This is a genomic window from Thermosphaera aggregans (genome assembly GCF_014962245.1).
Lineage (GTDB): Archaea > Thermoproteota > Thermoprotei_A > Sulfolobales > Desulfurococcaceae > Thermosphaera > Thermosphaera chiliense.
The window spans coordinates 254,966-280,442 of record NZ_CP063144.1 but is presented as its reverse complement, the minus strand read 5'-3'; the positions used below and the strand labels follow the sequence as shown (position 1 = coordinate 280,442).

Below are 25,477 nucleotides of genomic sequence, written 5' to 3'. Positions count from 1 at the left end.
GAAAACCCGCGAGCTTAGAGAGAAGTTGAGCAGTCAGGGCTTGATCAAGAAGTTTCCCGAGCACGGTGGAGGGGCTTGCACATACGCTGTTGACTCAAGCTATACTGTCCCACCCATAGAGGTGGCAGGAGGCTACATCTGGATTATACAGGTTGCAGAGATAGTAATGGGCGTTAAATGCAACACCCCGCCAACGCTTAAAGCATATGTAAGCTACCACCGCGATAGAGACTTAGCTGGTGTTCAAGCCAAAGTCCATGAGCGCAACGCCCTCTTGAAAGCACTGAAGGATAAGAAGAATGGGCAGATGGAGTTCGATATAGCGATAGTGGATGGAGAGATCTTGACGAGATATGGGGAAGAAGAGGATTCATCTCTCCCTAGCGAAGCCCGTGAACTCGTGAAGAAGGCGGAAGAGTTAACGAGAGAAGCCCTCGACCTAGCATGGGAGACTGATACACCGTTAATTGGTGTTTTAAAGAGGAGCTACTCCGGCGATATTAGAATTATTCATGAACTCTTCGATATTGGATTGAGTGATAGGGTGATCGCTTCCATAGTGCTAGACCATGGCGAATACTTTACAATAGGTACTTACAAAGAATTCTACGACGAGTTTAACCGGAAAATTAGAGAGATACTGGATAAAGTAAGCGATGAAAACATTGCCTCGAGAATACAGGCTAGATATGAATGGATTGGAAGAATAATTAGAGCGTATAAAGGATACGTTGGCAGAGTTAAAGTAGTCTTCTACAAGCCTGCTTTGAAAACAATTAATCTAGCTGTGAAAACAGAGATCGCGGAAGCACCCAGCTGGAGCGTGGAGAAAATAGTTTCGGCGCTCTCAGGAATCACCGGCAGCACCGGGTTCCCACTACCGCTCGACTACGTTGACCAGCTCTCATACGTGAAGTACGATACTAGGAGGCTCGTGTACGAGCTAGTGTACTCCAAGCTCTCGCAGAAAGACATGGAGCTTGCAAGACTACTCTTAAGCCTGGTAAACCCACAAAAACCCGTATAACCAATATTTTTACACGCCACTTTAACCTCCTCCACTAACCCCCGTAAAGAAAACACATTCCACCTACTATCCCGTAACCCCAGATTATATCGCGTAAGCACAACAAACAAGTCTTATACGATGTGAGAAGAAACCACTTTTATATTTCACCCTCCACATTGATTCACAGAGGAGTTCCTGGATTTGGTTAAGGAAAACATTTCGTAAGGGTCTGTATTAAATTCAACTAACCAATATTTCAGAATAATAAAAGCTAGAAAGAACTAGGAAACATGCATGAAAAACCAGAAATTTAGTTAAAGCATTGCATTAATGGATCCACTAGAAGCTTAATTGTTTTCCACGGGCTACAATGTTTATTGGTGCCTTGCAGCAATGTGTGGTCACAATCTCGCAACAAGTAGTTATTCAACGCACATTAACACTCGAATTCAACTAAACTCCTGTTTCTTTCATTCCCTATCTCGTAAGGATTATAGTCGTTTCTAATCAAAGATCCACGCATAGAATTCGTTCTAAATATATTTTGATTCGGGGTTATGGATCACTAGTGCTTATAGTCTCTAACTAACTGTTCTATAACGCTGTTTCTAAGTGTGAAAGTAAGAGTGTTCACCCCGCTACTTCATAGTGGAGCAGCAGACAATACCTTGTTGAAAACCAAGAATCGTGCTAAAGGAGTAACTGGTGCCAGGGATTGTTTCAAGGGTTTTAGCAGGTGAGAATTTATAACTTCGAGAAAGTAATAATGATGAAAAGAGAGAATACAACCAACTTGTAGAGTTGTAAAGACGAAGGGAGTTGTGGGAATTGGTTGAGGAAATACTCCATACGTTCTGGAATGGATTCTTGGAATCAATTATGAAAATGCTCCCCTTGCCCGAGGGAATATTGAGATGGTTCATACTTATCCTCGTATTTACCAGCCCTTTCATACTAGCTTTCCTATGCTTTTCCTTTACCGAAGCTTTCAGGAGGCGAAAGGGGTTAGTCACGGTAATAATACTCTTTCTCACTACTTTACTTTATGGATTGGTAAACATTCTCATGGGAATACTCCTATTTTTTATTTCTGCTCTCTTGATTATAGCGGCTGAAGGAATCGTTAAAACCCGGTGGAAAGGGTTAGTCACGGTAATAATCTTAATCGCTATTTTGTTTTCGACTGGATTGATTAAGTGGGAATGGATTGTTGAGTGGGTGAAGCAGATTAGATGGGAATGGATAGCTACGACAATGTTTTTCTATGTTTGGGTTTCGATCCTCATTTCAGACGACGAAATGAGTAAAACTACGGAATTGGAGAAAATGCCTGAGACTTCCGTTGTCTGCCCTAAGTGTTACGCGATGGGTGTAAGATTTGTCGTTCACGAAGTAATGGATCGGAATGAACTTATGCGTTACTCAGTAGCCTACTGCCCTAACTGCGGCTTCACGGTTATCACGGATGAAAAGGCAGAATACGTCCGCCACATTAAGAACGGTAGTCGTGAACAGGCAAAAGAGCTTGCCAAGAGAATCCGTGAATACAGAGAGTTCGCACAAAAGCTAAACTTAGATGAACTCGTCGAAAAATTGAAGAAAACGCCTGAGACTTCCGTTGACTGCCCTAAGTGTTACGCGATGGGTGTAAGATTTGTCGTTCACGAAGTAATGGATCGGAATGAACTTATGCGTTACTCAGTAGCCTACTGCCCTAACTGCGGCTTCACGGTTATCACGGATGAAAAGGCAGAATACGTCCGCCACATTAAGAACGGTAGTCGTGAACAGGCAAAAGAGCTTGCCAAGAGAATCCGTGAATACTTTCAACACATTCGATGCGGAGAGATAGAAATGCGTCTTAACCTGGAAGAACTCGTCGAAGAATTGAAGAAAATGCATGGAACCCTCGTTGCCTGCCCTATGTGTGGTAGACCGGGTGTAAAATACGATGTCTATGCGGAGACGTATCTAGGAAAGCCAATATCCTACCTCGTAGCCTACTGCCCTAACTGCGGCTTCACGGTTATCACGGATGAAGAGGCAGAATACATCTGCCACATTAAGAACGGCAGTCGTGAACAGGCAATAAAGCTTGCCAAGAGAATCCGTGAATACTTTCAACACATAGATAATCTTTTCGAAGAGAAGATGAAGTAATAGCTAGAAGTCTAGAGCAGTTGTTACGAAGTCTTCACATCCAGTAAACCAGCCAGCTTAACACATACTATTCAACCGGGAGAATGTACGCTGCTTGTCAAGGTTTTATGCCTTATAATAAATTCTTCTAGACACTCAATGCTGAAATCCATCTTCGACTCCAATCCTAATCTCGTATCGTAGATAATTATAGGTCTGCCCCACAAGGGAAACCTGTCAGCTGTCCATGACTGGATTTTCAACATCGTAATGCTCGGAACGGAACAAGGCAACAGAGCGGTGATGGTCGGTCTCAATCATGTTGACTTTAGCAAGAAATATAACTGCATAGTTGTATTGAAGCGTGCTTCAATAATATGTTTCGCCGGGTTTAACATCCAGTGTTTCAACACGTTCGATATCCATGATGTGACCAGTACTCTTCTTTATCCCCTTTCTAATTAACTCGTCATTCTCCCACAGCTTTTTCTCAATCTGCTCACAGTTGACCTGGGGCCTAGAACCAGAATTATCCGACAACACCCAGTTCTTATTGAGAAGGAAACTAACACTTATTCTCCTCATTACTGTGCAACTACTTGTTTTAACAACGAGAAATCTGGTTTTAGAACACTTTATGAATTTAACAAGCCATTAAAACACTAAAGCTCAACTGATTTCCAGTTAAGGCCTAAGGCTATGGCAATAGATGTTGCCCCAACATTAGCCGCGCCCAGAAACTTCGAAACCTCCGGGAAAACATAACCCAACATCACCTCAGCAACCACAGCGTCAGAAACTCCTCCAGCATTGAAAGCCCCGAGACTTCCCACATCTCTACCTCGCCTATAACGCAATCAACAGAACAACGTTTAAAACCAGATGTTATCCACTGCTTTTCCATGATTGCGTAAGTGGAAAAACAAGTAGAATTTAGTAAACCATAAATACACTGGTAAATTAAACCTCTCATCACCCACTTTTCGAAACATTCTGGAGGCATTGAACCCGTAAGGAGAAGGAATGTGTCATGGTGTGAAACCCTTGGAACCCTTGCATATGTTTCTAGGATTTTATAATCTCCGCGAGTCATAGCGAGATACGGGTAAATCATAACAGCCAGGGAGAAACCCTTCCACCCTCAAGGATGCGCTCAGCCTTAACATCATGTCAAGAACCCTCCTGGAAAAGCTTAAGCAAGGGAAGAAACCAATTAAAAATCCTTCAAGAACAATATGAATCTAGAGGATGCTGAAGCACTAGTAGCAGAAAACGTTGAAAACGCCCCAATCTAAAACAGCAACCATGGAAAGATGTGTTAGATCGGGCGGATAATTCAGAGTTACAGACAGAGGCCCGTTGTGAAAACCCTACTCACCTACATCATCATAGCAACCATCATAGCCGCGACAGCATCAAGCAAGCTGTTGAACAAGACCTGGACAAGCACCTGGAAATAATTAAACCACTAGACAACAACGGATTCCAAGACAATAATGAGAAACGATTTACCCAGCAAGTAAGCAACAGTAAGAATCTCTTGGAAATCCAATCCTTTTACTAACTATTTAATGGAGAAAGCATTAGACGGGGAAATAACCAGTGAAGAATTAAACCACACGATCAACCTAACCACCCTGGTTAAAGGATTATACAACGAGGTTCCCAAATTCTACTTCATAAAATACGATGAAATCTACAGACCCTACAAACAATACATCAATGATACGGTTCAAGTAACCGATCACGCTTTCAATCTAGGGTTAAAACTATGTTTCGACAAGGAATCAACCAATAACGCAACAGTAGAAGCAATCACATACTACAACATAGTCGTTGAAAAAGACAACCTGCAAGAAGATCTAGAAGCTAGATTTATTAACAAAAGGAACACGGGTCAGAAATACCGCAACAACCTAGTCGACTTCGAACCAACCACAATAATAGACGCAACCGGCAACACCATCCTAATAGAAAGCTTCGACAAAGCAAGAGACACGTGGATGATAACCCACCTGTTAAAGCAGAAGTCCAAGCTAGTAAACCAGCCAAAGAAGTTTGGGTAAACAAAATGATACAGCAAGTTGCATGGAACATATTCGACGACAAAAACGGCCTATCATACCATGATGGGAAAATGTTCTCCAACAGATAAAAACGAGTGGCAAGTAATCCTAGGCTTCGCGACTACATGGACAACCTGCCATCAAAAATGGAAAAATGGTTTACCAATATTCTTCTTCTACTGGGATTCCGATTTATTAGAAAAATACCAGACAATATTAATATAGAACTGTCACCCTGTTTTATCTCAGGAAATTTACCGAACAAGGCTTTCAACAGGGAAACCTACGAAATTGATGCTGGAATAAACGCATCTAAACCTTTCATTAAAAGACTGCATCAAATGTATGACATGGTAGTAATCGCGTGGAAAACCCCGAATCAGAAGAATACGAATACGCCATGATAGCAGACAGCAGGACACTTTATTTGACTGAGTTCAGGTGTCGTGTTAGCGATCCAGTCTTATTCCTAACACAGGTTGCTGGAGCATCGAGAGGGCTTTCTCCACCTGCAGTAGCAGACTTCATTAGGAATTACTTCCTAGAGGACTTTATACAAGAAATACGTAAGTACACGGTTATGGATACTTATTCAAACATAAGCGGGGTTGTAGCCGGGGTAAAAGCAGACATTATCTACGATGCATTTAAACAGAGAGGCCTTGAATTTTATATGTTTAAAAATGATATTGAAATAGGTGGTGTAAGTCTCCCAATGTTAGAGAAGATGGAGAAAGAAGACCCGACACATGGTCTTCCATTACTCCTTGCAATTCAAAGAGGCAATGAAGACAAGGTATTGGAGATGGTTAGAACAGTTGAGGTTATGAGGGCTTCGGGTAGGTCACCTGTAACTGGATGGTTGGGTGCTTTGATCGCTACACCTGGATTCCCCCAGCCAATGGTTCATCAGCAAGAGCAACAAAGAAGGTCACAGATAATTGAGAAGTTAAGAGAATTAAAACGAATGCTCGATAAGGGATTGATTAGACAGGAAGAATACGAAAAGTTAATGAAGAAATCATTAGGAAAATACAAACAAGAGATGTGATAATACATGTTTAAAAAATGGTTCTTTAAAAGCGATGTTGAAAAATTTGAAGATTTAATGAAAAAAGGCTTCGATGAGATCAAGAAGAGACAATTTAAAAAAGCTGCAGATACGTTTCGCGAAGCATATGAAGTAGCAAAAAAATCAAAAGATCCAGTATTGTTCGGCAAGGCAAATCTGGCTCTATTCTACGCGTTATTCTACGAAGCTCTACATAACCTACATAAAGGGAAACCCACGTCTTTTAAACAAGTAGCAGAACAGTGTAAAAAACTCGAGCCTAATATAGAGCTAGACCTGGGATTAGTCAGTAAAGTATATCCGCTCGAACTCGCACGAGAACTAGAAATTCTAGCCGAGTATTACGATCTACCCTCATTTGAAATCAATAAAATCAAGTCCATGGATTTAAATACAGCTGAGAAATACGAAAGAGTAGCTAATATACTACTCTCCGAAGGAAACAAGAGACTGATTCTCGAAAACCTTGTAAACATTCATAAACCACTAGACGTAATAGGGTTTAAGCTACTAGGCTTCTCGAGAATAATCAAGGCCGCTAACATAGAAGAAGAAAACCCCCTCAAAGCCAAAGAATTATATTCAGAAGCTAGCACCCTTCTTCCTCCAGATGATCCGGAAGTCCAAAACATAAAGGAGTTTATTAGTGACAGGATCTCCAAGTTAAAAAGCGATGTTGAAAAATTTGAAGATTTAATGAAAAAAGGCTTCGATGAGATCAAGAAGAGACAATTTAAAAAAGCTGCAGATACGTTTCGCGAAGCATATGAAGTAGCAAAAAAAATCAAAAGATCCAGTATTGCTTGATAAAGCAGATTTAGTTTTATGCTACGAACGACTCTACGAAGCTATACACAAAGCCATATCCAAGAAAAATACTGAATCCCTTATGGATGCAGCCGAGCAATGCGAGAAGCTCGGTCCTGCAACAGAGTTGGATCTAGGACTAGTTAACAAGGTTCGTCCCCCTGAATTAGCACGAGAACTAGTCATCCTAACTATACTACTCAGCCTGCCCCCACTTGAAGAAGACAAAATCAAGTTAATGAATTTAGATGTCGCCAAAGAATTTGAAAAAGTTGCTAATATACTACTATCTGAAGGACCAAGGAGATTTATCCTAGGGGATATTGTTGGTATTCACGATTCATTAGACGTGATAGGACATAGACTATTTGGTTATTCAAGGATAATCGTGGCTGTTCATATCGAAGAAAAAGAGCCAAATAAAGCCTTGGGATTATACTTAGAAGCTAGCCCCCACCTTCAAGATACTCCGGAAGCAATGAGGTTTATTAATGACAAAATCTCCAAGTTGAGTAAGACGACTAGGTGCTGGATCTGCGATAGAGAGATCCAAGGCGAAGATATAAACTACGTATACCTACCAGCCACGATAAATGAATACATGAGAGAACGTTATGGAAAAAACGTGCCGTATCTAATCAATGGAAACAACATTGCTGTCTGCAAGGTTTGCTATACTATGATACATAATCTAAGTGATGAAATCTCTAAGTATTACTACAACCTGACTATGGAGAAATTAACAATGATGGAGAAACACATTTATGAAAAAATAGACGAATTGATATCAATAATAGAGAAGATAATGACACGTCTGGAGCACATAGAAGAAGATATGAAGAACATGGAAGAAGAACGTACACGGTGGGAAAGAGAGATAGAATGGCGCATAAGTGAAATAGAAAAACGTATTGGTATGGATCACTACTAAGGCTAAATATATGCCGGAAGTATACAAGCTTAGATGTACAAACTGCGGACCCCTCTTCCAGATCCCAAACCAGGTAAAAACTGGGTTAAGCACGGGTATTGCAGTTATATAGATAAACTCGTTGACGTATCAAGATATATTAGTGATTTGAAAATAAAGCTCGAGAATTGAATCAAGGAAATACTTCCGCCAACCTTAATTATATCAACCATCGCGAGAAAAGAAACCTTCACCGAGGAAACATTGTGGGATGCTATTTGGAAGGAAAGCCCCTGGCATGGAACCCCAGGAGGTTAACCATAATTTAAAAAGTTTTTAATTTAATTTACTTAAATATCCTACAACCCTAGCATTATGGCTAAGGCTCCTTTCCTATACGCTTCAATCGCCGCATTCAACTGGAAGAAAGAATTGAAAAAGTTTTCAAACCCTTCTCCACCTCCAAATTTTTCCATCTTCCTTTTTACAAAAATTATTTCATGCTCTTTAAACTTTGAAATATAATAGAGATAATTTTTCAACCAAGCAGGGCTTGACCGAGGTCTGAATGGGTATTAAAGTGAGGCTTGATCATTTGGGATTACCGCTTGTTTTAGGATCCGTCCGCGGTAATTTCTTCATCCCGTTCTGGTCTTTTGGGGGCAAGTTGTCGTCATCTTGTTTAGGATTCTCCTAACTCCCTTATATTGTTTGAGAGGATTGCTTCCTACTGGTTTTTACTGGTTTTCCGGAGTTTTTCAAGGGCTTGGTCTGTCAGCCTTATCTTGCCGAGTATTTCAAGGGCTTTCTCAATTGCTTCCTCCTCGCTCCCGGCTCTCACGTTTACGATTATGTTGGTTCCTGTGACGCTGACCCTGTATCTCTCCGCTCCCAGGAAGAAGTATTTCTCAACAACTACCAGGTCTTTCTTAGACACCACTGGGGCATTCACCATGCTCTTTTAAAACCGCCTCTATAGATTCTTTCAAAACCTTGTAGGCATCCCTGAGGCTTATGGGCATTGGCTTGGTGTCTGCTATGATAGGCATGAAGTTTGTGTCCCCAACCCATCTAGGCACGACGTGGAAGTGGACGTGCCCCGGGACCCCGGCGCCCGCTGCCCTCCCTATGTTAGCCCCTATGTTGAAGCCGTCTGGGTTGAAGGCTCTCCTCAACGCTAGGATTGAAAGGTTGATCAGGCAGAAAACCTCGGTGAGGACGTGAACCGGGAGCTTCTCAGTGCTCGCTTCGTGAGCATAGGGGGCTATCATCAAGTGGCCCGAGTTGTATGGGTAGGCGTTCAAGGCTATGAAAGAGTGCCTCCCCTTGTAGACTACGAGCCCCTCCTCCTCGCTCATCCTTTGAAGCCTGCAGAACAAGCACTCCTCCTCCTGGTTCCTGGAAACCTTCCTCACGTATTCAAACCTCCACGGGCTCCACAGAATCTTCAACAAGCACCGCCTGCCTCGGCTCTTATTAATGATTAACTGCCTTGTTTTAATAGCTTACCCTTACATTAAACAAGCAGGGTGCTGAGGGTGATCAGCTGGGAGTGGGCCTGGATCCTGGAGTATGCTAAAATAGTTTTCACGCTACTCTTCCTAGCCAGGTTCTCCATTGAGGATTACAGGAAGAGGGAGGTTAACGACCCGGAAGTATATGCTTACGTAGCGGGCTCAGCAGTCTTCTACGCATTGTCAACACTAATCATTATCTCAAACCTCCCGCCAGCCTACGCCGCTGTCTACACAGCCCTCTCGATCACTATAGCACCAGTCCTCTTCACACTCCTCTACCTTAAAGGATTGATGGGGCTGGGCGACGTGTACGTTGCCACAGGCCTCTCCCTAACCTTCACATACCCGGTGCTCTTCAACGAGACAGGGCTACCGGGAACACCTGCCATAGCCCCTCCCGTAATACTGATCATATTGTACGCGTGCGCATCAATAATCATATACTCAGCGGGGAAAGCCCTGCACATCCTAACACGGCACAGGGATATGCTGAAGAACCTGAGCCTGACGGAGAAAATACTCCTCCCAATCATTGCGAAACCCATGACGGTTAGAGAATACTTGGAGACAAGGTTCCTCTACCCGTTAACAGTTTTCGAGGAGGAAGCCGGGGCGGTTAAGCAGAAGATCAGGCTATCCTACGATGTAGAGAAAGAGGATTACAGGGAGCACCAGGCAAGGCTTAAAACCCTAGTGGAGAAGGGCCTGGTAAGCCCTGAGGCTAAAATATGGGTGGCTCATGGAATACCATTCCTAACCCTACTACTACTAGGCTTCACAACCTACCTGGTACTAGGGGATAAGCCGCTAACCCTGCTCACCCCGCACTGAGCAAGCAGGTTAAGCCGTAACCATAGGATTGAATAGTAGGAGAAGGCAAGCCTTAAGGAAATGGCTCGGACAACTAGGTATCACGTTAAAGACGCTTCTAACCGTTTGTCCCTAGAGGGTCATCTTTATTGTTCTAGGAATGTCTGGGTGTCGCCTCCATGGACTTCCACCCCGCCCACCATGGTTTCTAGGCCACTGTGGAGTCATAGGTGGCTGTCGACCCCGACGGCACGGGGCTCCCATCTACAAGTAGTCCTAGGGCGCCTGGAGCATTGCTCCAACCACCCCACAGGGTCCTGGAGAACCAGTTCCAGCATGCAACAACACCTCTACGCCGCGATTCACCGCTAATACTCCACTTGCCTATTCGAGAACCATTATTGTATGCGATTTGTGCTTTAAGCAACTGAGCATGTTGAAATTTTTACTGGTTAGAAAATATTGTGTGAGTGAAGCGGTGGATTCGTTAATGAATGGGTTGTTTAAACTAATAATCGCGTATGCGAGGCTAACCCGTCCCCCAGCCCCATTGCTAATGGGGCTCGCTGTTTTCATGGGGCAGGTTGCAGCTCTTGGAGGCTTGCCGGAGCCAGGCTTAATGCTCGCCCCCGTAGCAGCTTCGATGCTGATGACTGCTTCATCATTCGTCTTCAACGATGCTGTCGACTACGAGATAGATGTTGTGAACAGGCCTGGAGCACCCCTGCCCTCGGGAATGGCTTCTAGAAGAGGCGCCACAGTCTTCAGCATCCTGCTTTTCACAGCAGGCTTCGCCCTCTCCCTGCAAACCAATGTGCAGTCTTTAATAATGTTGAATACTATGTACGCCTTGTCAATCCTGTACAGCCTAAGGCTTAAGGCAACCGGGTTGCTGGGCAACATTGTTGTAGCGCTATGCGTTTCAGCATCATTCATATACGGGTCGCTGACAGCTACCGGGCGGGTTAACCCCGTGGTCTTGAAGATTACCTGGATCAGCTTCTTCATCAACCTTGGCCGCGAGGTTGTTCAAAGCATCCAGGACATGGAGGGTGATAGGGTGAAGCAGGTTAGAAGCGTTGCAATAGCTTACGGTCCTGAAACAGCTGCACGGCTTGGCTCACTATTCACTATACTAGGGTTAACCTTAGGCCCCTTGCTATTCCTCAACCACGAGGCAGGATACTACGGCTTATTCTCGCAAACCTTCGCGCTAATCCTGATCCCGGAAGCAGGGCTCGCCTACTCCATAATCCAGCTGCTGAAGAATCCGACGCCGAAGAATGCTTCAACGTTCCTGAAAAGGTTTAACCTTTTAACAATAATCATACTGTTAATACTTGCCTCAGAGTTTGCAAGGTCGGCAATAACGGGTTAAACGGTTTCTCACCCGTGGTCATTAAAGGCCTCGCCAGGACGGGTTGAACCGTTCCCCTTTTCACGCTCAACATGCTTCCATTCATTAAACAGCTTGTAAATTCTAAACTCCAATGGTGGATGAGTATAGTAAAGTGGTCTTCTAATGAAGTCAAAATAGTGGAGTGGTACATTCCAGCTATACTTGAATAATGTTTTCAACACATATTTACATGTTATCTTCGACGGATTCTCCAACTCTTCAAGGTTTATTTCAATCTCCTTAACGTATTGCGAGTAGCTCTCAATTGAACCGTACAGGTGGAGTTTCAATAATGATGAAGCAATAGCCTTATAGCCTGCTTCTTTAAGAGCGTTGAGGTCTGCTTCGTGTTCAACAATCCAACTGGTTACCATAGCGGCAGTAGTTACAGTTGGTGTAAAGGGTAGTATAAAGCCTATCAAACCAATAATTGATAAGATGTCATCACTCACAATTGGCAATAGCATAATATAGATGGCGGTTTCAACTACTACGAAATACCAAACTATAGCTATTACATATTGACTAATATTAAGCAACTTCTTCCCAGTAAGACCCTTCTCATGCAAAAGAACGGTATAGATCTCATCTCAGCCCAGTACTCTGTAAAGAGGTTCACCAACATAGGAACGCTTTTCAGATGCTTTGTACCATCTTTAGAGTACTGGTCCTTACAATGTAAGAACCGCTAGCAGTACTAATAGCCATCTATCTCGTAATCAGCGTCTGCTAGTACTAGATGATAGAACCGTGTGGAGTAGAATTATTCGAAGAAACTTATACTCACCACTTATTCCCCTGTTTTCAACATCTTACCAGTCCTCTGAGAATGGCCTTATCCGCATACTCTAGCGCGGTTGTAATCTATTTTAAGTATTTTTCGAGTAGGTAGAGACCCAGGTGGGTTTACGTATGGAGTGGGTGGTTGAGCACCGTCCATCATATTCAATTTTAAAAGTCAAGTTAAACCCGGGGGAACGTGTATATGCTGAACCAGGCGCCATGGTGTATATGAGTAGTGGGGTTCAGGTTGAAACCAAAGCTCACGGCGGCATAGTGAAGAGCCTGTTACGTACAGCTCTTGCTGGTGAAAGCTTCTTTATAAACACATACTATGCTAGAGAACCGGGCGAAGCATGGTTTGCACCATCCCTACCAGGCGATATCAGTTACGTCGAATTAAAGGGTGATAAGGGACTCGTAATCCAAGATACCAGCTACATCGCCCACCATGGAGATGTCAATTTAACCACAGCCTGGCGTGGACTGCGCGGGCTCATAGCTGAGGGAGAGCTTGTATGGCTTAAAGCAGAGGGGAAGGGTGGTGTCTGGATTTCAAGCTATGGCGCTATCGAAGAAGTCAATCTTAAACCAGGTGAGAAAGTATTAGTTGACAACTTCCACTTCGTTGCAATGGATGATGGTATTAAATGGGATGTTAAAGCATTTGGAGGAGTGAAATCTTTCATACTTGGCGGAGAAGGATTCGTAGTTGAAGTAACAGGGCCTGGTAGACTGTACGTTCAGACGAGATCGCTGTCTCCGCTTATAGAGGTAATATCCAAATACCTCGGAAGAAGAAAATAACAAGTGAGCAGTTTTCAAACCGGTTTCTCAGATCTCCTCATTTTTCAATGCTCACACAAGGTGAAAAGACACACCCTTATCCAGGAGCCCTGGCTACCCGCCTACACTTCTTCAGAGTCCCTTATGCCCTCCTCGGTTATGATGAAGACTGCCTCGCCCTCGGGGAGGTGGGGTGCGTCAACTACTCTCGCAATCCTCTTGTTGCCCTTGGACCTTCTCAGCTGTATTCTCACTCCAGGGGTGTGCGCGAGCACGTGTCCCCCGACAGCTGTGGTGGGATCCCCGTAGAAGACGTCGGGCCTTGCCATGACCTGGTTTGTAACAACCACTGCTATGTTGAAGGCTTCGGCAAGCCTCATCAGCTGGTGGAGGTGGGCGTTAAGCTTCTGCTGCCTCTCAGCCAGGTGCTCCCTTCCAGGGAACTCTGCCCTGAAGTGGCTTGTAACGCTGTCAACTACCACGAGCCTTACATCGTTCTTGGGGACGAAGGTGAAGAGGTCGTCTATTATTGAAACCTGGTGGTCGCTGTTGTACGCTCTCATGTAGAAGATGTTGTCCATGACCTGGTCGGGCTCGAGGCCAAGCCCCCTCGCCATTGCCTCAATCCTCTCCCACCTGAAAGTCCCCTCGGTGTCAACGTACACTGCCTTCCCGCTTAAACCACCCCTCTCCGGGGGTAGCTGAACGTTAACGCTGAGCTGGTGGCATATCTGGGTTTTACCGCTACCGTACTCCCCGTAGAACTCTGTTATAGTCTTTGTCTCAATCCCCCCGCCGAGGAGGTCGTCAAGGCTCTTGCTCCCCGTTGTGATCTTCTTAATGTTGAGTCTTTCAAGCTTAACCTCCCTGGCTGTTTTAAAAGTAATGCCTAGAGCTCTCCTAGCGTTCTCAATAACCTTCTGGAGAACCGTGGGCGGTATCCCTGTTTTCTCAGCGAGCTCGTCAACCCTTGCAACAACCACGGTCCACGCTGAGGAGTAGCCGGCTGCCTCCAGCTTGTCAGCTATCGCTGGGTTAACGCCTGGAATATCCCTTATGGATAAAACCTTAACCTCTCCCCTGCCTGCTGATTCACGGCTCAAAAACCCACACCTAATTATAATTATGGTTTAAAAGCTGGTTTAAACCTCACGCTATTTTAAACCCCTTCACCAATAATAGTGTTTTAAAAGGGTGGACTCGTTGAAACTACTGCTCATTCACTCGAGAACATTCCAGTACACTCCTATAGAGCCGGCTGTGAAGGAGCCGGAGCCCCTGCCTGAAGGGGTTAGGGAGGAGAGGTTTGAGAACGCCCTGGTAGTGTTCACAAGCATTGAGAACGGGGATGACTCAAGCGTTGCGGAGAGGGCGAGGGATGAGATACTCGGGGTTGCAGAGCAGGTGAAGCCCTCCGTCATAGTGCTCTACCCCTACGCGCATCTCTCAAGCGACCTGGCCCCGCCCTCAGCAGCTGTGAGCGTGCTCGAAGACCTCAGGGCTAAGCTGACAGCAGCCTCCAAGATACCTGTTCACAAAGCACCCTTCGGCTGGTACAAGTCATTCAGGATCGAGTGCCTCGGCCACCCGTTGAGCGAGCTCTCTAAAACCGTTAAGAAAACCGGGGCTGTGCAGAAAAGGGTTGTCGAGAAAAAGTTCTACATCATGACGCCTGATGGAAGCCTGCACGACCCAGCATCCTTCGACTACTCAAACTATCCCGAGCTGAAAATCCTCGTCGACAAGGAGGTTTTCGGAAGAGAGCTCGAGGGAGGGGAGAACAGGGTTAACGACTACTGCCGCAAGTTCGGGTTTGAATGGGAGCCTATGAGCGACCACGGCCACATGAGGTACGGTCCCCACGGCGTCGTAATGATGGAGTCAGTGTTCAGGTACTCGTGGAAGGTTGCAAACGAGCTTGGAATACCAGTGTTCAAGGTAATGGGGACCAACATGTTCAACCTTAAGGAGAAACCCGTGTACGAGCACGCAGCACTCTTCGGCGACAGGCTCTACGAGGTCGAGCTGGACGAGGACAGGTTCGTCCTCAGGTATGCCGCATGCCACCAGCAGTTCGCAATGCTCAGGGACTGGGTTATAAGCCACAGCCACCTACCCTTCGGCGCTTTCGAAGTAGCCGACAGCTACAGGCTCGAGCAGAGAGGGGAGGTAGCCCTCTGCTTCAGGCTTAGAAAATTCTACATGCCCGACCTTCACATATTCAACAAGAACCTGGAGGAGGCTGTAAGGGTTTCAAGAATAGTTCAGGATAAAATCCTCGAGGAGGCTGGGAAGCTGGGGAGGAAGTACGTAGCATTATACAACATCACCTCGGACTTCCTTGAAAACCACAGGGAGAAGCTCCTGGAGTTCGTGAGAAGGGAGAACTACCCCGTCCTCCTAGCAGTCATCCCTGGCGGAATATACTACTGGGTCCTCAACGTTGAATACCACATAATAGACAACTTGAAGAGGCCGAGGGAGATAGCCACGTTCCAGATAGACATAGGGAACGGTAAAAGATTCAACATAACCTACGTAGACGAGAAAGGAGAGAAGCACCACCCGGTGATAATCCACACGGCAATACTGGGAGGGGTTGAAAGATACATCTACATGATACTAGACACCGCGGCGATAGCTGAGATGAATGGTCAAACACCATACATCCCAACATGGATAAGCCCCATCCAGGCGAGGATAATACCAGTCTCCAAGGAGTATGTTGAGCACGCGCTGAAAACAGCGCTGGAGCTTCAAAACCAGGGCTTCAGAGTAGACGTTGACGACAGGGATGAGACACTGGGGAAGAAGATAAGGGATGCTGGGAGAGAGTGGATACCATACATCGTTGTCATAGGCGAGAGAGAGGTTAAAACCAATACTTTAAACGTGAGGATAAGGAGGAGTAACGACCAGAAAGCAATGAGCCTCGAGGAGTTCGTCAAACTGTTGAGGGAGGAGACCAAGGGGTATCCTCAAGTAGAGTCGGCAATGCCCCTGAGGCTCAGCCAGAGACCACTCTTCTCCTACAAGCAGTAGGAGAGTAGAAGCAGTTTTAAACAAGCAAGCTTTTTAAAATGATTGAACGGTGCTTCAAATGGGATGCTGGCTACTCAAGTGCAGGGAGTGCGGGGAGACCTGGAAACTCCTGGTATCCTTCCCGCTTAGAAAAGAGTTCAAGCAACTCTACCACTACTGCAGCAAATGCGGCAGGAACACATACCATGAAATAATAGACTACGTCGAGGATGAGTGCTGAAATAGGTAGCCGTGAACAAGCCCAGGCAGCAGTGTTGGAGAAAAATATGAGTTGATGGGGGAAAATACTTCGTGTTAAAATAAAAAAGCATAGGTTAACCATGTTACCCTAGGTTGACAAACCCTGACGTCTCAGGCAGGGTCGGCGGCACCGTCCTCTCAACTATTAGTGGTGCTCCCTGCAGCGGCCTGATCTCGACCGTGAACTTCTGGTATTGGGTTAGACCTGTAGGTAGTCCGATGACCACTATGAACTTCTCGCCCGGCTCCAGCACGTAGTCAGCATCTCCCTGTACAATGTATATCTCTGCAACCGGCGCGGTGTTTGCTGAGGGGTGCAGACTGGTTAAGTCAACAGGCGTGCTCGCTGGCGCCTCCGGGTCATTATCCTGGTTTATCTTGCTGAACGCTCCCCCCGGCAGGTTTATGACTACGTCTATCTTATCGCTCGAGAAGTCTACTGCCAGCTGCCCCGGTGAAACCTTCAAGGGTATGTAGATGAAGGTTATCCCGTTGTTATCGCCATACCCTAGCACTGACCCGTCTACTTCGAGTGCTGTTGTAGCCTCGTTTAATCCTTGCTGCATTACTTCTTTGCTCTTCTGGGTTGTGTACATTCCCATGTTTATTACTACGAAGGCTAGTGCGGCCGCGACTATTACGAAGGCTATGAGGACGATCGCGGCCTCAATGCCCACGATACCCTTCTTCGCCATACAGGCTTCACCACGGGGATCTCTCCCCAACGTTATTTAAAACCCTCACCCAGAATTCGCCCAGCCGGCGACGCTGAAGCATAAAGCAGGGAATCGGCAAGCCGGCGAATCAGTTAAAGCCTCTGCCAGCACTGCCTGCTTCAGAATCCATTAATCCCCTACCACCCTCCATGCCTACCCTGGTTGCTTTCAACCCGGTTCCCGGGTACTCCACCGCATTCTCAAGTAATCCCCCATGCTCACGCCAGCTGCCTTGGCAAGCTCTTCATGAATCCCACGGTGTTTCGAGAAGGATAGGTGGAGCTCGTAAAGGTGCATTGCAGGGCATGCCACACACCCGATCCTTGTGAAGCCTTGATCGTAGAGCGGGTTGAGAGGGGTTTTCACAGAGTACAGGTATGCTTGGACAAGGAGCCTCGGCCACTTCTTAATGGGAAGGGCTCTCGTAACCCCTGGGATTAAAGGATTATATCCCAGCCGGGGTGTTTTAGCACGGCCGAAGCTCTCGTAATCCCTCGCCCCGTCGAAGTAGAGCTTCAAGCCACTGTTGCTGTAGAATTTTCTCAAGGGTTCAAGCTTCAAAATCCTCGTACACCACCTGTCATCCACGCTCATCAACCCCTTCTCCCCCACCAGGTCAACCACTCTAGCACTAGGCTCCAGCACAACCAGCTCCACGCCAAGCCTTGAAGCCACCTGCTCAGCATAGCGGAGGCTCTCGGGAAACTCCAGGCCGGTGTCGCTGTAAACAGCCACCACCTTCCCCGGCCCCAGCGCCTCTGCCGCGAGGGATAGTGTTGCTGTTGAATCAGCCCCTCCGCTGAAGGAGACAGCAGCCTTTCCCGAGCCCTGAATACTCCGGTAGGCTTTCATGATAAAGCCCTTTGCTTCCCTGACGCTCTCCCTTAAAACCTGCTGGTTAGCCCTGACAACATCCTCGGCCCCGCCCTGCGCAAGCTTCCTGAAGCCCCGAGGAGCCGCATCCTTCACCTTAAACCTCCCGCCACCCCCAGTCCTTCTAGCAACCCCTACATACCCTCCCATCCTCAGTAAAACCATGTTTGAAGAAGCCGCGCACTCCTCAGGGAGCTCGACCCGCTTCCCCTTTAAATGCCCGGCAAACCCTACATCGCAGGCTTGAGCCCCCTGTGATTCCAGCAGGCTTGCCAAAGCCCCTGTGGGAGAGAGGCTCCAGCCCTCCTTCACGCTGTAGTAGGCAACGCCCAGTCTTAAAGCATGGGCGTGGAATCCGAAAGCATAGTCTACCTCACCGCTCCACGAGGGAACCCTGTGAAAAACCACTAAATCATTCTCGAAGCCAGGGTCCAGGTTGAAATACTTCCTCACAAGCGAACTGACAAGCCTCCTCTCCCACGCCCCCGCAAGCCATACATCACCCTTTATCCTCCACCCTCCCCTCCTGCTTAAAACCGGGGCGGCAGGCTCCTTAACCCATGATAGAAAATACACTGCCCTCCACTCCCAGCACCAGTGAGCACTGAAGCCCTAGGGATCACGATTGTTTAACCTGTTTAAATTATTAAGAGTCGTGCAATACTCGTCCTCGCTACGACAAAAGTAGCGTTCGATGTTGTGTCAGCGGCGGCTCTGCAGATACGTAACTACATTCAAACACAAACACGACGCGAAACATGTGAAGACATCCTAGGAAGCCCGCAAGACGCTATGAATGTGAGAGTTGTAAATTGGGAGTAGGATGATGTCACATAGTAGTCTACAAGGTGTGCGCGAGCCGCCTTGACATCGGCATCCCTGGATCGTCCTCCCGCCTCTGAGCGGCCACGTGTACGTGTTCACACTCCCGTCCGGCTTCAAGCCTAGGAGAGGATTATCGTCGAAGCCTTCACAGCGGGCGGCGCATTCCGCTCCTCAGCCATTCCCTCCGCTTCCCAGCTCTCCGTAAAAACCGTTGAATGGTGGACCTTTTAAATCCCTCCCTTCTTAGGTAATCCTCGGGTGCATGATTTATGCAGAGCAGGGATTTATTGATCATCATAGCCGTCGCAGTCATCGCGAGCGTTGCCACAGCATCATTGTTCTCTATCGCGACCAAGACCACTGTAACCGAAACAGTGACCAACACGGCAACCGTCTACACGCCCGTGACGATATGGATGACCACCACTCTCTCTACCACTACGACCGTCTATATACCCGTAGATAGTTGTTCGGAAAACCTTCAAATAACCTATGCCTATGCTACTGTAGTGCAAGGTGGATGGAGGATTGAGTTAAAAGTTGAAAATAAGGGCACATCAACGGCAATAATAGACACGATATTTGTGAACGGTGTACCTTACACCGGTGTAAATCTACCTATCTCACTGGAAGCTGGTAAGAATACCATAATAACCATAACTCTACAGCAAGGTCAGTTTAACTCTGGGCAGCAAGTTGAGATCAAGTTGCACACCGCTAGTGGTAAGGAGTATCCGAAAATGGTTACCCTGCCGTAGGCTCCTCTGAAAAGTTTTAACACCTCTACTCCTTACTTCTTCCCGATGGGTACAGCCGTGAGCTGGGCTACTATAGTGTTAGCAGTCGTTATCATGGCGGTTGCCTTGACATCTGCCATAGCGGTGATCATGCTGGTCACCCCGCTCCACGATGAAGAGGTCGACGATGAGCTCGCTGGAGAAGACTATTTTCTCAAAATGACCTGTGATCCTTGTGGCGCCGGACACTGCTAACCCGGTGAGGAAGGTGAAGTTGGCTAACTGCTTTAATTAATAATTCAGGAAATAGTACTGTAAGGGGGTTTGAATGAACAGGGTGCTGGTTACCGGTGGAGCCGGCTTCATAGGGAGCCACCTCGTAGACTACCTGCTCAGCAAGGGGGTTTACGTTAGAGTTGTCGACAATTTGAGCAGCGGGAGGCTTGAGCATGTCTCACATCACTTCGGGAGCAAGCTCTTCGAGTTTGTTGAAGGGGATTTGAAAAACCCTGAGACGGCTTTGAAAGCTGTTGAAGATGTTGACACGGTTTTCCACCTAGCGGCAAACCCTGAGGTAAGGCTGAGCGTTACCGAGCCCATTGTGCACTTTAACGAGAACCTGCTCGCCACCTTCAACCTGCTCGAAGCCTGCAGGAGGAAGGGGAGCGTCAAGCTGTTCGTTTTCGCAAGCTCCAGCACGGTGTATGGGGATGCAAGCGTGCTTCCAACCCCTGAGACGCACGAGGTTAAGCCTATAAGCGTCTACGGTGCCAGCAAGGCTGGTTGCGAAGCCCTGTTATCATCCTATTCACACCTCTACGGTTTCAAGGGGGTTTCACTACGCTACGCTAACATCGTGGGGCCCAGGCTGAGGCACGGGGTAATATACGACTTTATCATGAAGCTCTCGAGGAACTCGCGGGAGCTTGAAATACTGGGCGACGGCTCCCAGAGGAAGAGCTACCTTCACGTGAGAGATGCTGTTGAAGCAACCGTCACAGCCGCGGAGAACTCTCCGAGCACCTACGACTGCTTCAACGTGGGGAACGAGGACTGGGTGACTGTTACCGAGATAGCTGATATTGTTTCAAAAGCAATGGGTGTTAAACCCTCCTACAGGTTTGTCGCAACCGTTAAGGATGGGAGAGGGTGGCCAGGGGACGTGAAGCTAATGCTCCTCAGTATTGAGAAGATTAAGAAGCTGGGCTGGGCCCCCAGGCTCTCCAGCAGGGAGGCTGTTGAGGAAACGGCTAGGGCACTGGTGGCTGAGCTAGGCTTGAAGTAGCTTGTGAAACCCGGCTACCCGAGCGTGACCAGGAGCCTGGTTAGAACAGACCCTGCGTAGGCAACAGCCATCATTAAAACCACTGTCAACGCTACATGCCTAGCGCTCCTTGTCTCAGAGTATATTGCTGAGAGAGTGGCTAGGCAGGGGACGTAGAGGATTGTGAAAACCGCCAGAGGGATGAGCTCGGCATCCGTCAACCCTATCAGGACTGCAGCCTGCCTCACCGTTGAAGACCCTGAGACAACCAGGAGCGAGGATATGAACAGCTCCTTGGCGAAAAACCCTGTGAGCAGTGCGAAGAAAACCATCCAGGCACCGGGACCGGAGATCCCTAAGGGCTGGAGCAGTGGGGTTAAAACCCTCGATGCTTCCGCTGCAACGCTCTCCGAAGGGTCTAGCGTAAGCTCCAGGGAGGGGGAGACATGGGTTAGAAGCCACACCGCGACACTGGCTGTCAGTATTACCAGCCCAGCCCTCTTAAGGAAGTGTTTCAGATCGCTCCAAACCATCCACCATAAAACCCTGGGGACAGGCTTGTGCACAGGGGGGACCTCGAGGAGGAGCTCAGGGCTCCTCTTCCTAGGCTTGTCCTGAACCCTGTATAAAGCATAGTTAACAGTGATGAACGCTAGGAATGCTGCCAAGTACCCTGCTATCACGAGGAGGCTGCTTGAAAACGTTGACAAGGCGGTGGAGAGGGCGAGGATAACTATCAGCCTAGCCTGGCAGGGGATGAAGGGCAGTGTTACGGTGAGCCTCAGCCTCTCCCTCAGGCTGATGCTAGCCCTCGTGGCAAGGATTGCCGGCACGTTGCAACCTAGCGAGAGGGTTAGAGGGAATATCGACGCCCCTGACAACCCGATCTTCGAGGTTAAATAGTGCGCGCCAATAGCCATCCTAGGCAACACGCCGCTGTCCTCGAGCGCGGCAAGGATCAAGCTGACTACAAGTATCAATGGGATGAAGGTTAAAACAGCCCCGACACCCCCGATCACTCCCTCAGCTATCAGGGAGGCTGCGAACGGGTTTCCAACCGCTTCCGCAACCCATTCCTGAACCCTCCCCAAATACTCCTCCATCAGCCCTGAGACACTGTGTTTTTCAACAGCCTCAGCCAACCCCTCCTGCCCGAGAATGCTGAGCAGGGTGGTGAGCGGGAAGCCCGTGTTAATCGTGAACACTGCAAGGAACATCAGGGTTATGATGAGAATGCTTGCCAAAGGGCCGAGCACAGGGTTGTAGAAGAACCTGTACTTGAACCCTGCCCCTGCAACCCTTTTCTTAACAATACCGGCGCCCAGCACTTCCAGGATGAACTGGAAGCGCTTGGAGGCGGTGAAGGCTGCTAAATCCCTGCCCACAATCCGCTGTGCCTCGCTCCTGACAGCTCTAACCTTGTTTAAAACCTCCTCTCCAGCCTTCCTCAGCAGTTTCTCCTCGAGATCAACATCCCCCTCCAGGAGCTTGACCGCGAGCCACCTCGACGGGTAGTTGGTGAGCACCCTGTGCTCGAGTATTATCCTCTGAACCGAGTCAACGAAGGGCTCGAGCTCGCCGTAGTCCAGGATGAGCAGCGGCTTACCCGGGGGTTTCGAAGCCGTTTCGAGAACCCTGTCTAAGAGGGCTTTAAACCCTCTATCATCAATTATTGATGTTGCAACCACGGGGGCTTTCAGCCTGCTCTGTATTAGATCGTAGTTTATGTGTATACCGTATGAGTGGGCGAGGTCTGTTTTCGTGAAGGCCACTATAACGTTGCCCGTGAGCTCCAGGGCTTCTACCGCAAGGTAGAGGGTTCTCTCGGGGAGGGTTGCGTCAACCAGCACCACCACCGCGTGGGGGTCACCGCTGAGAATATACTCCCTGGACAGCTTCTCCTCGAGCGTTGTCGCCGAGAACCCGTATATCCCGGGCAGGTCTATAAGCCGGATCCTCCTCCCCTTGTACTCGACAACGCCCTCAGCCCTCTCAACAGTTGTACCAGGCCAGTTAGCAATCCTAACATCCCCGCCGGTGAGAGCCTTGAAGAGTGATGACTTGCCAACGTTTGGCTGTCCGAGAAGAGCAACCCTTACCTCCACCCAGCACCCTCCCCCACTACTTGAACCCTTATCCTCCTCGCTAAGCCTCTTCCAACAGCTACTTCAACACCCATAACCCTCACGATCACCGGGCCCCTCCAGTTGTTGACGAGGACCTCGATTATGGAGCCTGGGACCAGCCCCATCTGATACATTCTGTAAACCCACCCACCCCTCCCCTCGTAGCCCAGGACCTTGACAACCCTTCCCTCCTCCACAGCGTCGAGAGTTAAGGAGTCGCTGGACATTGTTAGGGCCACCTAATTACTCCTGGTAGATCAGTGATAACCCACTACCCTATTATACCTGGCGTTAGGACGCCTAACAGCCCGCTACCCGTGCGAGATGAACGGCTGGACAGCCTCCAGGAACCTTGCAGGGGATTCCTCATGGGGGAGGTGCCCAACATTCTCCATAACTATCAGCGTGGAGTTGAGGAGGGCTGACAGCTCAATGCTCGACTCCAAGGGGACTATCTCATCCTTGTCACCGTGCACTATCAACACCTTCTTGCCAAGCCTGGGGAGGTCCCCAGTGATATCGGGGAAGTCGCTGTGCTTTAAAACCCAGTAAAGCCCCTTATCCCAGTTCCTTGCTTTCAAAGGATGCTTGTAACCCTCCACCACGTCGCTCGTTAGAAGCGTCTTATTATACCATGCCTTGTAGAGAACCTGCTCGAGCTGTCCGACAAACCCTCTCACAACCACGGGGCCGTACTTGTCCGCGAACGGGAGGTAGAAAACTATGCTCTCATACCACGCCCTGACCCTGGGCTTCCAAGCCGGGGCTATCAGCACTATCGACTCAACCATTTCGGGATGCTTCAGCGCGAAGAGGAGCGCCAGCCCGCCCCCGGCTGAGTGGCCGATGAAAACCGCCCTGGAAACGTTAAGCCTTGAGAGAAGCCTGTAGGTTAGCTCGACAACTCCTTCGCTAGTGTAAGGGTTGTAAGGAGTCCTGCCGGGCTCAACCCTCTCCGTGAGGCCGAAGCCAGGCCTGTCGAAAGCTATGACCCTGCCCATGGATGAGAGGTTGCTGATGATGTATCTCCAGGAGAAAACGCTCGCTCCGAAGCCGTGGAGGAGTATGAAAACCCTGTCACCCGACCCCTCGTCCAAGTAGTGTATTTTGAAGCCGTCTATCTCCACGAACCTGCTGTTCTCGAAGCCTATCTCCTCAACCGGCATGCCCACCTCGGGGACAGGGATTAACGCTAGGATGAGCAGCACGAGCAGTGCTGACACTATTATCTTACCCTTCCTCGTCCTGAGGAACCCTTTCGCTTTAGCCTTAAAGCTTTTGAAATCCACGGGGCAACCCTTCCAGGCACACTATATTTTCTTAGCCCTAGCCCTCTCCCGCTGCGAGAGAGCTTCCTCATACTCCTCCATTATCTTCTTAACATACCCCTTCAACTCTTCCTGCGGCACTCTTTCAACCAGGCTTTTAAAGAAGCGTGAAGCACACCGGGAGCTGTGGAAGCTCAGCGTTAAATCCCCGTAGCTTAAAACAATCCCCTGGCCCTTCGGGAAAACCCTTCCGCAGACCACGCACCTATACCTGGCACTCACTAACACCAGCCTCTCCCAGCTTGTCGGCAAGCTTTCCTGTTTCAAGAGTGTACAGCCTGATCTTCATGTTCTTATTGCTCCGGCTCCTCAGCTCCACGAACTTCCTGTCAGGGTTGGGCTCGAAGCAAACGTCCTCGTTGAAGGTGATGAACTGCCTGTTATCGATCATCACTCCTCTCCTGTAAACCTCGAAGCCGATCCTGGCGAAGAGGAAGGTCTGCATGTCACTCCCCCTGAACAACAGGAACCTGAGCCCCTGCATGACGCCAAAGAAGAAGGCGTACATGCCGAGGAAGTATATGAACCTCAGCACCACCTCATTCCCCGTGTACTCGCCTATGATGCTGACTATTAAGGGGCCTATGTAAGCCTGGTAGATGCTCCAAAGTATGAAGACGAAGAACAGTAGCATGAAGTTCAGCATCATCATGGTCATCTGCTTCTTCAGCTCAGCGTTCAAATACTTGTCGTACATCATGGCGTTAACAGGGTTCGACTCCTTGAAAACAGGGGAGCCCAGCTCGCTCTTCGGCGGGGGCTTCATACCCTTGCTCGTCAGCTTAAACATCACGGCCATGAACACTATGAAGTATAGCAGGAAGAAGGCGAAAGCCCATTGAGGAACCACTGCTGAAACAAGTGCGAAGAGGATCATGGATAATGCTTGAATAACCCACATGATTTTCCTAGGCGGCTGACTCATCATCTCAAACACCGGTAGATTGTGGTCGAAGCTGGCTCTTTAAGAATTATATTAACCAGCTTAATAAATAATGATCCCGGATGATGAGTCGCCACTTGACGGATGA

Annotated in this window: 30 protein-coding genes; 14 read left to right on the top strand and 16 right to left on the bottom strand. The window is 48.0% G+C overall.

Going from position 1 to position 25,477, the window contains the following annotated elements:
- Positions 1-25 precede the first annotated feature (25 nt).
- Together IMZ38_RS01635 and IMZ38_RS01630 are read left to right on the top strand one after the other, a co-directional pair.
- Positions 26-1,027, top strand: a complete 1,002-nt coding sequence (locus IMZ38_RS01635; protein ID WP_193436460.1) for a DNA double-strand break repair nuclease NurA — start codon at positions 26-28, stop codon at positions 1,025-1,027.
- 1,170 nt (positions 1,028-2,197) lie between these two features.
- The gene (locus IMZ38_RS01630; protein ID WP_193436459.1) at positions 2,198-3,169 is read left to right on the top strand and encodes a hypothetical protein; all 972 of its coding nucleotides are present in this window, start codon (positions 2,198-2,200) and stop codon (positions 3,167-3,169) included.
- A 71-nt stretch (positions 3,170-3,240) separates the two neighbouring features.
- On the opposite strand, the gene IMZ38_RS01625 is transcribed toward IMZ38_RS01630, so the two are convergent.
- From IMZ38_RS01625 to IMZ38_RS01615, 3 genes are all read right to left on the bottom strand, one after another.
- Complete coding sequence (locus tag IMZ38_RS01625) at positions 3,241-3,441, bottom strand: hypothetical protein (RefSeq protein WP_193436458.1); 201 nt, start codon at positions 3,439-3,441, stop codon at positions 3,241-3,243.
- Between the two features lie 76 nt (positions 3,442-3,517).
- Complete coding sequence (locus IMZ38_RS01620; RefSeq protein WP_193436457.1) at positions 3,518-3,688, bottom strand: hypothetical protein; 171 nt, start codon at positions 3,686-3,688, stop codon at positions 3,518-3,520.
- 122 nt (positions 3,689-3,810) lie between these two features.
- On the bottom strand, positions 3,811-4,005 hold the full coding sequence (locus IMZ38_RS01615) for a hypothetical protein (protein WP_193436456.1): 195 nt from the start codon (positions 4,003-4,005) through the stop codon (positions 3,811-3,813).
- A gap of 714 nt (positions 4,006-4,719) precedes the next feature.
- Here IMZ38_RS01615 and IMZ38_RS01610 point away from each other — a divergent pair.
- The 5 genes from IMZ38_RS01610 to IMZ38_RS01590 all read left to right on the top strand — a co-directional run bounded on the left by IMZ38_RS01610 (position 4,720) and on the right by IMZ38_RS01590 (position 8,195).
- Positions 4,720-5,214, top strand: coding sequence for a hypothetical protein (locus IMZ38_RS01610; protein WP_193436455.1), 495 nt, complete (start codon positions 4,720-4,722; stop codon positions 5,212-5,214).
- A gap of 364 nt (positions 5,215-5,578) precedes the next feature.
- Positions 5,579-6,265, top strand: coding sequence for an SPFH domain-containing protein (locus IMZ38_RS01605; RefSeq protein WP_193436454.1), 687 nt, complete (start codon positions 5,579-5,581; stop codon positions 6,263-6,265).
- A gap of 6 nt (positions 6,266-6,271) precedes the next feature.
- Positions 6,272-7,093: a hypothetical protein gene (locus IMZ38_RS01600; RefSeq protein ID WP_193436453.1), complete on the top strand. Its 822-nt coding sequence runs from the start codon at positions 6,272-6,274 to the stop codon at positions 7,091-7,093.
- Positions 7,086-8,024: a hypothetical protein gene (locus IMZ38_RS01595; protein WP_193436452.1), complete on the top strand. Its 939-nt coding sequence runs from the start codon at positions 7,086-7,088 to the stop codon at positions 8,022-8,024. Before IMZ38_RS01600 ends, IMZ38_RS01595 begins: the two co-directional genes overlap by 8 nt.
- A gap of 33 nt (positions 8,025-8,057) precedes the next feature.
- Complete coding sequence (locus IMZ38_RS01590; protein ID WP_193436451.1) at positions 8,058-8,195, top strand: hypothetical protein; 138 nt, start codon at positions 8,058-8,060, stop codon at positions 8,193-8,195.
- Between the two features lie 167 nt (positions 8,196-8,362).
- On the opposite strand, the gene IMZ38_RS01585 is transcribed toward IMZ38_RS01590, so the two are convergent.
- The 3 genes from IMZ38_RS01585 to IMZ38_RS01575 all read right to left on the bottom strand — a co-directional run bounded on the left by IMZ38_RS01585 (position 8,363) and on the right by IMZ38_RS01575 (position 9,454).
- On the bottom strand, positions 8,363-8,545 hold the full coding sequence (locus IMZ38_RS01585; protein WP_193436450.1) for a hypothetical protein: 183 nt from the start codon (positions 8,543-8,545) through the stop codon (positions 8,363-8,365).
- A 185-nt stretch (positions 8,546-8,730) separates the two neighbouring features.
- Entirely contained in the window at positions 8,731-8,943 is a 213-nt protein-coding gene (locus IMZ38_RS01580; RefSeq protein ID WP_227410895.1) for a hypothetical protein, read from the bottom strand.
- Positions 8,933-9,454, bottom strand: coding sequence for an HIT family protein (locus IMZ38_RS01575; protein WP_193436448.1), 522 nt, complete (start codon positions 9,452-9,454; stop codon positions 8,933-8,935). Before IMZ38_RS01575 ends, IMZ38_RS01580 begins: the two co-directional genes overlap by 11 nt.
- An 87-nt stretch (positions 9,455-9,541) precedes the next feature.
- On the opposite strand from IMZ38_RS01575, the gene IMZ38_RS01570 reads away from it, so the two are divergent.
- A complete protein-coding gene (locus IMZ38_RS01570; RefSeq protein ID WP_193436447.1) occupies positions 9,542-10,351 on the top strand; it encodes an A24 family peptidase C-terminal domain-containing protein in 810 nt (269 codons plus the stop codon).
- Between the two features lie 187 nt (positions 10,352-10,538).
- On the opposite strand, the gene IMZ38_RS01565 is transcribed toward IMZ38_RS01570, so the two are convergent.
- Positions 10,539-10,757 (bottom strand): hypothetical protein, encoded by a 219-nt coding sequence (locus IMZ38_RS01565; RefSeq protein WP_193436446.1) that lies wholly within the window; start codon positions 10,755-10,757, stop codon positions 10,539-10,541.
- 39 nt (positions 10,758-10,796) lie between these two features.
- On the opposite strand from IMZ38_RS01565, the gene IMZ38_RS01560 reads away from it, so the two are divergent.
- Positions 10,797-11,708, top strand: a complete 912-nt coding sequence (locus IMZ38_RS01560; protein WP_193436445.1) for a geranylgeranylglycerol-phosphate geranylgeranyltransferase — start codon at positions 10,797-10,799, stop codon at positions 11,706-11,708.
- A gap of 8 nt (positions 11,709-11,716) precedes the next feature.
- On the opposite strand, the gene IMZ38_RS07380 is transcribed toward IMZ38_RS01560, so the two are convergent.
- The gene (locus tag IMZ38_RS07380; protein WP_193436444.1) at positions 11,717-12,103 is read right to left on the bottom strand and encodes a hypothetical protein; all 387 of its coding nucleotides are present in this window, start codon (positions 12,101-12,103) and stop codon (positions 11,717-11,719) included.
- Positions 12,104-12,641: 538 nt separating this feature from the next.
- Between IMZ38_RS07380 and IMZ38_RS01550 the strand changes: the two genes are divergently transcribed.
- On the top strand, positions 12,642-13,316 hold the full coding sequence (locus IMZ38_RS01550) for a TIGR00266 family protein (RefSeq protein WP_193436443.1): 675 nt from the start codon (positions 12,642-12,644) through the stop codon (positions 13,314-13,316).
- A 101-nt stretch (positions 13,317-13,417) separates the two neighbouring features.
- On the opposite strand, the gene radA is transcribed toward IMZ38_RS01550, so the two are convergent.
- Positions 13,418-14,398, bottom strand: a complete 981-nt coding sequence (gene radA, locus IMZ38_RS01545) for a DNA repair and recombination protein RadA (RefSeq protein WP_193436442.1) — start codon at positions 14,396-14,398, stop codon at positions 13,418-13,420.
- A gap of 100 nt (positions 14,399-14,498) precedes the next feature.
- Here radA and IMZ38_RS01540 point away from each other — a divergent pair, with 100 nt between their 5' ends.
- Together IMZ38_RS01540 and IMZ38_RS01535 are read left to right on the top strand one after the other, a co-directional pair.
- A complete protein-coding gene (locus IMZ38_RS01540) occupies positions 14,499-16,337 on the top strand; it encodes a threonine--tRNA ligase (protein ID WP_193436441.1) in 1,839 nt (612 codons plus the stop codon).
- A gap of 58 nt (positions 16,338-16,395) precedes the next feature.
- A complete protein-coding gene (locus IMZ38_RS01535) occupies positions 16,396-16,557 on the top strand; it encodes a hypothetical protein (RefSeq protein ID WP_193436440.1) in 162 nt (53 codons plus the stop codon).
- A 103-nt stretch (positions 16,558-16,660) separates the two neighbouring features.
- Here the strand turns inward: IMZ38_RS01535 and IMZ38_RS01530 are convergent, their stop codons facing one another.
- Both IMZ38_RS01530 and IMZ38_RS01525 read right to left on the bottom strand, forming a co-directional pair.
- Entirely contained in the window at positions 16,661-17,272 is a 612-nt protein-coding gene (locus tag IMZ38_RS01530; RefSeq protein ID WP_193436439.1) for an archaellin/type IV pilin N-terminal domain-containing protein, read from the bottom strand.
- A 189-nt stretch (positions 17,273-17,461) separates the two neighbouring features.
- Entirely contained in the window at positions 17,462-18,742 is a 1,281-nt protein-coding gene (locus IMZ38_RS01525; protein WP_193436438.1) for a phosphoadenosine phosphosulfate reductase domain-containing protein, read from the bottom strand.
- A gap of 518 nt (positions 18,743-19,260) precedes the next feature.
- Here IMZ38_RS01525 and IMZ38_RS01520 point away from each other — a divergent pair.
- Positions 19,261-19,749 carry a DUF4352 domain-containing protein gene (locus IMZ38_RS01520; RefSeq protein ID WP_193436437.1) on the top strand — a complete coding sequence of 163 codons (489 nt, stop codon included), beginning with the start codon at positions 19,261-19,263 and terminating at the stop codon, positions 19,747-19,749.
- A gap of 307 nt (positions 19,750-20,056) precedes the next feature.
- Positions 20,057-21,013, top strand: coding sequence for an NAD-dependent epimerase/dehydratase family protein (locus IMZ38_RS01515; protein ID WP_193436436.1), 957 nt, complete (start codon positions 20,057-20,059; stop codon positions 21,011-21,013).
- Positions 21,014-21,027: 14 nt separating this feature from the next.
- On the opposite strand, the gene feoB is transcribed toward IMZ38_RS01515, so the two are convergent.
- The 5 genes from feoB to IMZ38_RS01490 all read right to left on the bottom strand — a co-directional run bounded on the left by feoB (position 21,028) and on the right by IMZ38_RS01490 (position 25,371).
- Positions 21,028-23,097: a ferrous iron transport protein B gene (gene feoB, locus IMZ38_RS01510; RefSeq protein WP_193436435.1), complete on the bottom strand. Its 2,070-nt coding sequence runs from the start codon at positions 23,095-23,097 to the stop codon at positions 21,028-21,030.
- Complete coding sequence (locus IMZ38_RS01505; RefSeq protein ID WP_193436434.1) at positions 23,088-23,345, bottom strand: FeoA family protein; 258 nt, start codon at positions 23,343-23,345, stop codon at positions 23,088-23,090. The genes feoB and IMZ38_RS01505 overlap by 10 nt, the downstream gene beginning before the upstream one ends.
- A gap of 84 nt (positions 23,346-23,429) precedes the next feature.
- Positions 23,430-24,407 carry an alpha/beta fold hydrolase gene (locus tag IMZ38_RS01500; protein ID WP_193436433.1) on the bottom strand — a complete coding sequence of 326 codons (978 nt, stop codon included), beginning with the start codon at positions 24,405-24,407 and terminating at the stop codon, positions 23,430-23,432.
- Between the two features lie 21 nt (positions 24,408-24,428).
- Positions 24,429-24,668: a hypothetical protein gene (locus IMZ38_RS01495; RefSeq protein WP_193436432.1), complete on the bottom strand. Its 240-nt coding sequence runs from the start codon at positions 24,666-24,668 to the stop codon at positions 24,429-24,431.
- Positions 24,652-25,371, bottom strand: coding sequence for a DUF2208 domain-containing protein (locus IMZ38_RS01490; protein ID WP_193436431.1), 720 nt, complete (start codon positions 25,369-25,371; stop codon positions 24,652-24,654). The genes IMZ38_RS01495 and IMZ38_RS01490 overlap by 17 nt, the downstream gene beginning before the upstream one ends.
- Between the last annotated feature and the right edge of the window lie 106 nt (positions 25,372-25,477).

What these genes read in the sequence shown, in the direction of transcription:
- IMZ38_RS01610 (WP_193436455.1), top strand. Translation starts at nt 4,720, where the DNA reads ATGGAGAAAGCATTAGACGGGGAAATAACCAGTGAAGAATTAAACCAC.
- IMZ38_RS01600 (WP_193436453.1), top strand. Translation starts at nt 6,272, where the DNA reads ATGTTTAAAAAATGGTTCTTTAAAAGCGATGTTGAAAAATTTGAAGAT.
- IMZ38_RS01590 (WP_193436451.1), top strand. Translation starts at nt 8,058, where the DNA reads ATGTACAAACTGCGGACCCCTCTTCCAGATCCCAAACCAGGTAAAAAC.
- IMZ38_RS07380 (WP_193436444.1), bottom strand. Translation starts at nt 12,103, where the DNA reads ATGGTAACCAGTTGGATTGTTGAACACGAAGCAGACCTCAACGCTCTT.
- IMZ38_RS01550 (WP_193436443.1), top strand. Translation starts at nt 12,642, where the DNA reads ATGGAGTGGGTGGTTGAGCACCGTCCATCATATTCAATTTTAAAAGTC.
- IMZ38_RS01535 (WP_193436440.1), top strand. Translation starts at nt 16,396, where the DNA reads ATGGGATGCTGGCTACTCAAGTGCAGGGAGTGCGGGGAGACCTGGAAA.
- IMZ38_RS01530 (WP_193436439.1), bottom strand. Translation starts at nt 17,272, where the DNA reads ATGGCGAAGAAGGGTATCGTGGGCATTGAGGCCGCGATCGTCCTCATA.
- IMZ38_RS01520 (WP_193436437.1), top strand. Translation starts at nt 19,261, where the DNA reads ATGCAGAGCAGGGATTTATTGATCATCATAGCCGTCGCAGTCATCGCG.
- IMZ38_RS01515 (WP_193436436.1), top strand. Translation starts at nt 20,057, where the DNA reads ATGAACAGGGTGCTGGTTACCGGTGGAGCCGGCTTCATAGGGAGCCAC.
- IMZ38_RS01505 (WP_193436434.1), bottom strand. Translation starts at nt 23,345, where the DNA reads ATGTCCAGCGACTCCTTAACTCTCGACGCTGTGGAGGAGGGAAGGGTT.
- IMZ38_RS01490 (WP_193436431.1), bottom strand. Translation starts at nt 25,371, where the DNA reads ATGAGTCAGCCGCCTAGGAAAATCATGTGGGTTATTCAAGCATTATCC.